General features: G+C 63.9%; 9 protein-coding genes and 1 pseudogene. 9 read left to right on the top strand and 1 reads right to left on the bottom strand.

The annotated features are described in order from the left end of the window. The 3 genes and pseudogenes from WBB85_RS08030 to WBB85_RS08040 all read left to right on the top strand — a co-directional run. A pseudogene (locus tag WBB85_RS08030) lies at nt 1–208 on the top strand (glutamine synthetase); the annotation flags it as partial. 107 nt (nt 209–315) lie between these two features. Then, nucleotides 316–1,512, top strand: coding sequence for a DegT/DnrJ/EryC1/StrS family aminotransferase (locus WBB85_RS08035; protein ID WP_432638100.1), 1,197 nt, complete (start codon nt 316–318; stop codon nt 1,510–1,512). A 306-nt stretch (nt 1,513–1,818) separates the two neighbouring features. Further along, nucleotides 1,819–2,280 (top strand): GFA family protein, encoded by a 462-nt coding sequence (locus WBB85_RS08040; RefSeq protein ID WP_432638101.1) that lies wholly within the window; start codon nt 1,819–1,821, stop codon nt 2,278–2,280. A gap of 123 nt (nt 2,281–2,403) precedes the next feature. Here the strand turns inward: WBB85_RS08040 and WBB85_RS08045 are convergent, their stop codons facing one another. Then, nucleotides 2,404–3,237 carry an N-acyl homoserine lactonase family protein gene (locus tag WBB85_RS08045; protein WP_432638102.1) on the bottom strand — a complete coding sequence of 278 codons (834 nt, stop codon included), beginning with the start codon at nt 3,235–3,237 and terminating at the stop codon, nt 2,404–2,406. A gap of 138 nt (nt 3,238–3,375) precedes the next feature. Between WBB85_RS08045 and WBB85_RS08050 the strand changes: the two genes are divergently transcribed. From WBB85_RS08050 to WBB85_RS08075, 6 genes are all read left to right on the top strand, one after another. Further along, nucleotides 3,376–4,269, top strand: coding sequence for a helix-turn-helix domain-containing protein (locus WBB85_RS08050; protein ID WP_432638103.1), 894 nt, complete (start codon nt 3,376–3,378; stop codon nt 4,267–4,269). Nucleotides 4,270–4,346: 77 nt separating this feature from the next. Further along, nucleotides 4,347–5,513, top strand: a complete 1,167-nt coding sequence (gene ftsW, locus WBB85_RS08055) for a putative lipid II flippase FtsW (RefSeq protein WP_432638104.1) — start codon at nt 4,347–4,349, stop codon at nt 5,511–5,513. After that, nucleotides 5,513–6,610: a UDP-N-acetylglucosamine--N-acetylmuramyl-(pentapeptide) pyrophosphoryl-undecaprenol N-acetylglucosamine transferase gene (locus WBB85_RS08060; protein ID WP_432638105.1), complete on the top strand. Its 1,098-nt coding sequence runs from the start codon at nt 5,513–5,515 to the stop codon at nt 6,608–6,610. Before ftsW ends, WBB85_RS08060 begins: the two co-directional genes overlap by 1 nt. Next, the gene (murC, locus tag WBB85_RS08065; protein WP_432638106.1) at nt 6,607–8,016 is read left to right on the top strand and encodes a UDP-N-acetylmuramate--L-alanine ligase; all 1,410 of its coding nucleotides are present in this window, start codon (nt 6,607–6,609) and stop codon (nt 8,014–8,016) included. Before WBB85_RS08060 ends, murC begins: the two co-directional genes overlap by 4 nt. Nucleotides 8,017–8,076: 60 nt before the next feature. Continuing rightward, the gene (locus WBB85_RS08070; protein ID WP_432638107.1) at nt 8,077–8,325 is read left to right on the top strand and encodes a DUF2484 family protein; all 249 of its coding nucleotides are present in this window, start codon (nt 8,077–8,079) and stop codon (nt 8,323–8,325) included. A gap of 39 nt (nt 8,326–8,364) precedes the next feature. Then, the coding region (locus WBB85_RS08075) for a hypothetical protein (RefSeq protein WP_432638108.1) at nt 8,365–8,619 on the top strand (255 nt) is incomplete at its 3' end.

An 8,619-nucleotide genomic window follows, 5' to 3' on the forward strand; every position in this document is an offset into this window, starting at 1 on the left:
AAAGTCTGGCAACGCTTATATCGACAGTGACGAGCTGCCGACCACGCTCGGCGATGCGCTCGACCTCTTTTCGGAGTGTCAGCCGGTGCGCGAGGCGCTGGGGACCGAGTTCTGCGACATCTACGAGGCGGTCAAGCGCAACGAGTACAAGGAGTTCCTGCAGGTCATCAGCCCGTGGGAACGCGAGCATTTGCTGTTGAACGTCTGAGCGCAACTTTCCGCTGAATAATGCAGGCCGCCTTCGGGCGGCCTGTGGTGTTTGGTGTGGGGTTGAGGTAAGGAATAGTGAAATCTGAGTTTTCAAAAAGGTGAAACATGGCCGATGCCGCCCTCGCCCCCGCCAAAGCTCCCGACCCCTATCAGGCAGAGCCCATCCCCGAAGCCGCACGGGCCGAGATCGACCGGCTTTTGACCAGTGGCGACCTCTTTCGCTACACAGCACCCGAAGGCGCGCCGGTGGCCTTGCTGGAGGCCGAATTCGCCGCCTTCATGGGCACACGCTACGCGCTTGCCGTCTCGTCATGCTCGGCAGCCCTTTTCCTTGCGTTGAAAGCGCTCGACCTGCCGCGCGGCGCGCGGGTGCTGATCCCGGCCTTCACCTTCGCCGCCGTGCCTTCGGCGGTGGTCCATGCCGATTGCACACCGGTTCTGGTAGAGGTCGGTTCGAATTTCCGTATCGATCTTGAGGATTTCCGCGCCAAGCTCGACGGGGCCGATGCCGTCCTGATCAGCCATATGCGTGGCCATACATCGGACATGGATGCGATCATGGCGGAATGCGAGGCGCGCGACCTGCCGGTCATCGAGGATGCGGCCCATTCGCTCGGCACACTCTGGAGCGGTCGCAAGATCGGTACGCTCGGCAAGGTCGGTTGCTTTTCCTTCCAGTCCTACAAGCTGGTGAATGCCGGCGAAGGCGGCATGTTCGTTACCGACGATCCCGAACTGGCCGCCCGGGCGGTGATCATGTCGGGCGCTTACGAGCATAACTGGAAGAAGCATCCCGGCCTGCAGAACAGCTTCCTTAACTGGCAGAACAAGCTGCCGCTTTACAACATGCGGATGCAGAACCTGTCCGCCGCCGTGATCCGGCCGCAGATCGGCGAGATTGCAGGGCGTGTCGCCGCCGGACGCCGCAACCACGACTATGTCGCCTTGCGTCTGAATACATCCCCTTGGCTCGACGTGCCCCCCGCTTTGCCGCAGGAAGACCGCGCGCCGGATTCGCTCCAGTTCAACCTGACGGGTTTCGAGACCGACGATCAGGCCCGTGCGTTTCAGGATGCGGCCAAGGCACGGGGCACCAGCGTGCAGGTCTTCGGGCTGTCCGCCGACAATGCCCGCGCCTACTGGAACTGGCAGTTTCTGGGGGATCAGCCGGACCTGCCCCAGACCCGTGCCATGCTGATGCGGGCCTGCGACCTGCGGTTGCCTGCACGGTTGACACGGCCCGACCTAGATATCATCGCCGATGCGCTCATCGCCGCCGCTGCCGAGGTCAAGGGCGGCTGACGCGCGGTGGTGCCTTCGGTTGGTTTCCGGGCGAAAGCGGTACAACACAAAGTTTCGCTGCAGGCACTCGGTGAACCCGAAGAGTAATCGTATTGACGCGATAGGAATACTGATCTGATCGGTGATTGCCGGGCTTTTCCTCTGCATGGAAATGGAGGGGCTCGTCCGGCAGTGGCTGTTCAACCGGCGACCATCACGCAGCGTCGGGAACCGGACAAATTCAGGACACAGAGACGCGCAGGATGCAAAGCGGCAGGAAAGGTGGCATTGTTACAACCGCGGTCGCAGACAGAAGGAGATGGGCCCATGCTCGACGGAGGCTGTACCTGCGGCGCGGTCCGTTACCGATTGACCGATCGCCCGTTATTCACTCATGCCTGCCACTGCACATGGTGTCAGCGGGAAAGCGGCGGGCCGCATGCCTTGAATGCGATGATCGAAACCGAAAGGGTCGAGGTGCTGGTGGGGAACCCGGCTGAGGTGCCGCTCCCCTCGGCCTCCGGCAAGGGGCAGATCATGGTTCGCTGCCCGGACTGTCAGATCGTCCTCTGGTCACATTACGCCGGAGCGGGGCGAAAGATGGCATTCATCCGTGTCGGTACGCTGGACGATCCGGCGGCCTGCCCGCCCGATATCCACATCTTCACCTCGACCAAGTTGCCCTGGTACATTCTGCCCGATGATGTTCCGTCAGTGCCCGAATTCTACGACCGGAAAAGGTACTGGCCGCAAGAGTCGCTTGCGCGGCGCGCGGCCCGGCCGGAATAGGGTGCGGAGAGCCCCGCGCCGCGCCCCCGTGACCCGGCGCCTGTCGTGTTTGGGGGCATCAGACTTCGAACCATTGCCGCCCGGAACCTGATGCCTGATACCTCGAAACGGGTCAGACGCGTTTTACCGCGTGCTGTCCGGGAAGGCAGCAAGACGTCCGACATCCTGCGGTTCATGCTGGATCACCAGTTGCGCGCCGAGATTTTCGGCCGTTTCTATCAGACGCGCAATCGAGGCGAGGCTGTCGGCGCGGTCGGTGTTGATGACCGGGACAGCGCGGTTTTGCAGTTGTTCCTGGAAGTGCACGACATCGCCCGACAGAAGCACAGGACCCGCCTCGGCCAGACGGACCAGAAGGGCAGTCTCGCCCGCGGTATGGCCCGGCATCGCCATCATGATCACCGATCCGTCGCCAAAGATGTCGCGATCGCCGGTCACTGCCTCAACCGGGGCATCGCCGTTCAGCCATGGGTCAAGAGATGCGGGATCGAAGGCGAAGGGCAGGGGTGTGCTCTGCATGGCCGTCAGGTCGCCCGCGCCGATCAGGAGCGTGGCCGGAGCGAAATCGGCCGCCTGCCCGGTATGGTCGAAATGGCCATGGCTGATGCCCACACGGGTGACCATGTCAGGGGTGATGCCCAGATTGCCGAGCTGGCTTGTCAGGGTCCGGTCGAGTGAGGGAACAAAGGCCGCTGCCGGGTCGGTATTTGGCGGTTGCCCGGCCATCGCACCGGGCAGGCCGGTATCCCAGAGCATGTAGTCGCTGTCATGGCGGATCAGGTAGCAGCTGTTGGTCAGCATCCGCGCGCCGCCCGAATAGGCGAAACTGTCCGAGAAAAGATCCTGGTTACGGATCTCGATCCGGCCGCAGTCGAGCCGCCAGAGCTCAATCTCGGCCGCATTGGCCGTGCCAGCAATGGCAAGAGTTGTGACAAGGGCAAGGGGGATGTATCGCATCGTGTTTTCCTTCTGTAGGGACGCGTCCTGACCCTGCCCCGGCGCGATTGAGGATGCGGCCCGAGAATGCCCGGCTTTGACCCCGAAACGCTCGACCTTGCTCTTCTTGTTGTTCTGGGATCGGGTTAGGGTGCGCCCATGACATTCGCACATCGCTTTGACACCGATACCCTGCGCCGCCAGTTGTTGGACCGGCTTGGCGCCTTCACGCGCCCGCGCGACCATGGGCGGCACGATCACGCCGAGCGGTTGTTCAGCTACTGCACGTTTTCCCGCGAACGGATCGCCGAGATCCGGCTTGACCATCCGCTTCTTGGTATCGTGCTTAAAGGGTCGAAAGAGGTCTGGATCGGCGAGCGGGGCGAGGTGCAGATCCCCGGTACCGTCTTTGTCCTGCCAAAGGGGGTGGCGCTTGATGTCGTCAACATTCCTGACGACTGCACTGGATATTATGAATCTCTGGTCTTCGAAGTGGCGGCGCTGCCGCCCGGTATCCCACCGGCGCCGGCGCCGGCGATGCCGCAGACGCTGGCAACAACGTTCCGTATCGGGCTTACCCATGATCTGGTTGAGGCGCTGGCCCATGCCGCCGCATCCATCGCCGATCCCGCAAGCCGCGAAAGCGTGAAGGCGCTGCGGCTGGCCGAGGTGCTGGCGCTGCTGCGGGAGGCGCCTGCCGCGCGGAGCCTTTTTGAGACCGGCCTTGCCGAGCGGGCCGCATGGCGGATCGCCGAGGCGCCCGATACCAACTGGACAGTCAGCGGGTTGGCAGCGGATCTCGGGCTCGGCGCGTCGACCCTTCGGCGACGGCTCGCTGCCGAGGGGACGAGCTTTCGCGCGGTCCTTACCACGGTGCGGATGCGCGTGGCCGAACATCTGATCGCGGCAGGCGCGTCGAGTTTCGCAGCCGCAGAAGCCGCCGGATACCGGTCACGCTCGCATTTTGCGCGGGCCTATCGCCGCCAGCACGGTACCAGCCCAAGCGGCCGCGCGCCGCGCGCGGATCTTGTCTGGGCGGGCAATCTTTTCTAGCCTCTGGGTCGCATCCGCGTTAGGATCAGTGCCAGACCCGGCTAACGGGCGGTTTGAGGCAGTGAAAGCGGTATCCCATGACTGAAATGGTCTATGGCTCCATCCCCGCGCGGGCGGGTGAGCCGGTTCTTCCCCGTTGGTGGCGCACGATCGACAAATGGTCGCTGTCGGGCGTGATGGTGCTCTTTGGGATCGGGTTGTTGCTGGGCCTTGCTGCTTCGGTGCCGTTGGCCGAAAAAAACGGGCTTGATCCGTTCTACTATGTCACCCGTCAGGCGTTCTTCGGCTGCATGGCGCTGGCCGCTATGATGTTCACCTCGATGATGTCGCCCGATCTGGTGCGGCGGCTTGGTGTCATCGGGTTCCTCGCGGCTTTCGTCGCGCTGATGCTGCTGCCAGTCTTTGGCACCGATTTCGGCAAAGGGGCAACACGCTGGTATTCGCTGGGTTTTGCGAGCTTCCAACCGTCGGAATTCCTCAAACCGGGTTTCGTCATCATCTGCGCCTGGCTGATGGCCGCGGCGCAAGAGATCAATGGTCCTCCGGGGCGGCTCTATTCTTTCGTCCTGACCATCGTCATCGTTCTCTTCCTCGCCCTCCAGCCCGATTTCGGGCAGGCCTGTCTGATCCTGTTCGCCTGGGGTGTCATGTATTTCGTGGCTGGCGCGCCGATCACGCTTTTGACCGTGATCGGCGGGCTGGTCGTCGCGGGCGGCATCTTTGCCTATGACGTATCCGAACATTTCGCCCGTCGTATCGATGGGTTCCTCTCGGCCGAAGTCGATCCCAGAACCCAGATCGGCTACGCGACCAACGCCATTCAGGAAGGCGGCTTTTTTGGTGTCGGCGTCGGCGAAGGCACCGTCAAGTGGTCGCTGCCCGACGCCCACACAGACTTCATCATCGCGGTTGCGGCCGAGGAATACGGGCTTGTCCTCGTCCTTGTCATCATTGCGCTCTATGCCGCGATCACCGCGCGGTCACTGTTCCGGCTGATGCGCGAACGTGACCCGTTCATCCGGCTTGCGGGCACAGGGCTCGCCTGCGCCTTCGGGGTGCAGGCGATGATCAATATGGGCGTGGCGGTGCGGCTTTTGCCCGCCAAGGGCATGACCCTGCCCTTCGTCAGCTATGGTGGTTCGTCCGTCATCGCGTCGGGTATCGCGCTTGGCATGCTTCTCGCGTTCACCCGCGCCCGACCGCAGGGCAAGATCGGTGACTACCTGATCAAGCGGGGGCGCTGATGTCGGCCCCTCTGCTTCTGATCGCGGCCGGGGGAACCGGCGGGCATATGTTTCCGGCGCAGGCCCTGGCCGAGGCGATGCTGAGCCGCGGCTGGCGGGTCAAGCTGTCTACCGACGAACGCGGCGCGCGGTATACGGGCGGCTTTCCGAAAGAGGTCGCGGTTGAGACGGTGACGGCGGCGACTTTCGCGCGGGGCGGAATGGCCGCGAAACTGACAGTGCCGTTCCGCATCGCAGGGGGCGTCATTGGCGCTGTCTTTGGCATGCTGCGCGACAAGCCTGATGCGGTGATCGGCTTTGGCGGCTATCCGACCATCCCGGCCCTGACGGCGGCTAAAATCCTGCGCCTGCCCGCGATGATCCATGAACAGAACGGCATTCTCGGCCGGGTAAACCAGCTTTTTGCCAAGCGCGTCCGCTGGATCGCCTGCGGCACCTGGCCCACGACCCTGCCCGAAGGGGTGGACGGGCACCATACCGGCAATCCGGTGCGCAAGGCCGTGCTCGACCGCGCCGGTGCCCCCTATATCCCGCCCGGTGACTATCCGATGAGCGTCGTCGTCATCGGCGGCTCTCAGGGCGCGCGCATCCTGTCGGACCGTGTGCCGGAGGCTCTGGCGACCCTACCCGAAAACCTCCGCAACAATATCCGTGTCGCCCATCAGGCCCGGCCCGAGGATGTTACCCGCGTGGTCGCGGCCTATGCCGGGGCGGGCATCCGCGCCGATGTGCGTCCGTTCTTTGACGACGTGCCCAGCCGTTTTTCCGAGGCGCAGCTGATCATTTCCCGCGCGGGCGCCTCTTCGGTCGCCGACATCTCGATCATCGGCCGCCCGTCGATCCTTGTGCCCTTCGCCGCTGCCGCGAATGACCATCAGACCGCCAATGCCCATGGGCTGGTTGAGGCCGAAGCCGCGATCCTGATCCCCGAATCCCGGCTTGACGCCGCCACGCTGGCGGGGCATGTCGCCACGGTTCTGGAAAACCCCGACGCCGCCACCCGCATGGCCAATGCGGCCCTTGCCTATGGCATTCCCGACGCCACCGACCGCCTTGCCCAGATGGTCGAGGCCCTGCCCGAGAGAAAGACGACATGAATGCCGCCGCCACCAAACTGCCCGGAGAGCTGGGCCCCATCCATTTCGTCGGCATCGGCGGCATTGGCATGTCGGGCATCGCCGAGGTGCTGATGACATTGGGCTACCGGGTTCAGGGGTCGGATGCGAAGGCGTCTAAGATCACCGAGCGGCTGGTGAAGCTGGGGGCCACGTTCTTCGAAGGCCAGCGCGCCGAGAATCTCGGTGAGGCGGCTGTGGTCGTCATCTCCTCGGCCATCAAGAAGGGCAATCCCGAACTGGAAGAGGCCCGCCGCCGTGGCCTGCCCGTCGTGCGCCGGGCCGAGATGCTGGCCGAACTGATGCGCATGCGCTCGAACGTCGCCATTGGTGGCACGCATGGCAAGACGACGACGACGACCATGGTCGCGACGCTTCTGGACAAGGGCGGGTTCGATCCCACGGTGATCAATGGCGGTATCATCCATGCCTATGGCTCCAACGCCCGTGCCGGGGCCGGGGAGTGGATGGTGGTCGAGGCGGACGAAAGCGATGGCAGCTTCAACCGCCTGCCCGCCACCATCGCCATCGTCACCAATATCGACCCCGAACATATGGAGCATTGGGGCGATTTCGATAAGCTCCGGCAGGGGTTTTACGACTTCGTCTCGAACATCCCGTTCTACGGTGCCGCCGTCTGCTGCACCGACCACCCGGAGGTGCAGACGCTTGTCGGCCGTGTCACCGACCGTCGGGTCATCACCTTTGGCTTCAACGCGCAGGCCGATGTGCGGGCGGTAAATCTGACCTATGAAAACGGTGTGGCCCATTTCGATGTCGCGTTGCAGGGGGAGGGCGAGGGGTCCGTCATCGAAGGCTGCACCCTGCCGATGCCCGGGGACCACAATGTTTCCAATGCCTTGGCCGCCGTCGCCGTCGCCCGACATCTGGGCATGAAGAAGGATGAGATCCGCGAGGCGCTGGCGAATTTCGGCGGCGTCAACCGGCGCTTCACCAAGGTGGGCGAGGTTCTGGGCGGGGTCACGATCATCGACGATTATGGCCACCACCCGGTGGAGATCGCGGCTGTCCTGAAGGCCGCGAGACAAGCCACCAAGGGCCGTGTCATTGCCGTTCACCAACCCCATCGTTATTCCAGATTGTCCAGTCTTTTCGAGGACTTCTGCACCTGCTTCAACGAGGCAGACGTGGTCGCCATCGCCGAGGTCTATGCCGCGGGCGAGGACCCGATCCCGGGGGCGAGCCGCGACGATCTGGTGGCGGGCCTTATCGCCCATGGCCACCGCCATGCAAGCGCGCTTCTCAGCGAGGATGACCTTGAACGGCTGGTCCGCGAACAGGCGCGGCCGGGGGATATGGTCGTCTGCCTCGGGGCGGGGACAATCTCGGCCTGGGCCAATGCCTTGCCCGCACGGATGGGGGCTTAAGCGTTTGAGACTAAAGACGGAATATCAACGGGGCGCGCCGGAAGGGAAGGGGGGCTGGCCATGAGCGTGTCGCTGCTTCTTGCCTGCCTCTGGGCCGTCACCGCGACCGTGATCGCGATGTTCCCCTCGCGCGACAAACACTGGCGGGTCGCCTATGGGCTGATCGCCGTGGGCATCCCGATCCTGGGTTTCGTGACCTATCAGAACGGGCCATGGCTGGGTCTGATCGTGCTGGCCGCAGGCGCCTCGATCCTGCGCTGGCCGCTGATCTACCTCTGGCGCTGGGCACGGCGGAAAGCGGCCCGCTGAGAGTGTCGGCGAAACGTCTGGCAAACGTATGGCAAGCGTATGGCATCCGTCCCGACACTGGCGCTTGCGGGGTGGGGTGGTTTCGGTCAGCTTGAGGGCATGGTGAAGGCTTCTGAGATACGGGATTGGGAAAGTCTGGGGCAGTGGCTCTCCGGGCGTTCGAGGGACGACGCGGTTCTGGTGGCGCAACGCGCCGCCTGCCGCGTCCTGCCCCTTTGGGGTGCGTCCATGGACGAGGCCTGGGCGAAGAAAGGTGATTTGACGGCCCTGCCGGTTCTGCGCATGAATCTGACC

This window comes from Albidovulum sp., from assembly GCF_049646345.1.
In the GTDB taxonomy this organism is placed as follows: domain Bacteria; phylum Pseudomonadota; class Alphaproteobacteria; order Rhodobacterales; family Rhodobacteraceae; genus Albidovulum.

Coding starts and splice junctions, on each gene's coding strand:
- WBB85_RS08070 (WP_432638107.1), top strand. CDS start 8,077: ATGAGCGTGTCGCTGCTTCTTGCCTGCCTCTGGGCCGTCACCGCGACC.
- ftsW (WP_432638104.1), top strand. CDS start 4,347: ATGACTGAAATGGTCTATGGCTCCATCCCCGCGCGGGCGGGTGAGCCG.
- murC (WP_432638106.1), top strand. CDS start 6,607: ATGAATGCCGCCGCCACCAAACTGCCCGGAGAGCTGGGCCCCATCCAT.
- WBB85_RS08040 (WP_432638101.1), top strand. CDS start 1,819: ATGCTCGACGGAGGCTGTACCTGCGGCGCGGTCCGTTACCGATTGACC.
- WBB85_RS08045 (WP_432638102.1), bottom strand. CDS start 3,237: ATGCGATACATCCCCCTTGCCCTTGTCACAACTCTTGCCATTGCTGGC.
- WBB85_RS08050 (WP_432638103.1), top strand. CDS start 3,376: ATGACATTCGCACATCGCTTTGACACCGATACCCTGCGCCGCCAGTTG.
- WBB85_RS08035 (WP_432638100.1), top strand. CDS start 316: ATGGCCGATGCCGCCCTCGCCCCCGCCAAAGCTCCCGACCCCTATCAG.
- WBB85_RS08060 (WP_432638105.1), top strand. CDS start 5,513: ATGTCGGCCCCTCTGCTTCTGATCGCGGCCGGGGGAACCGGCGGGCAT.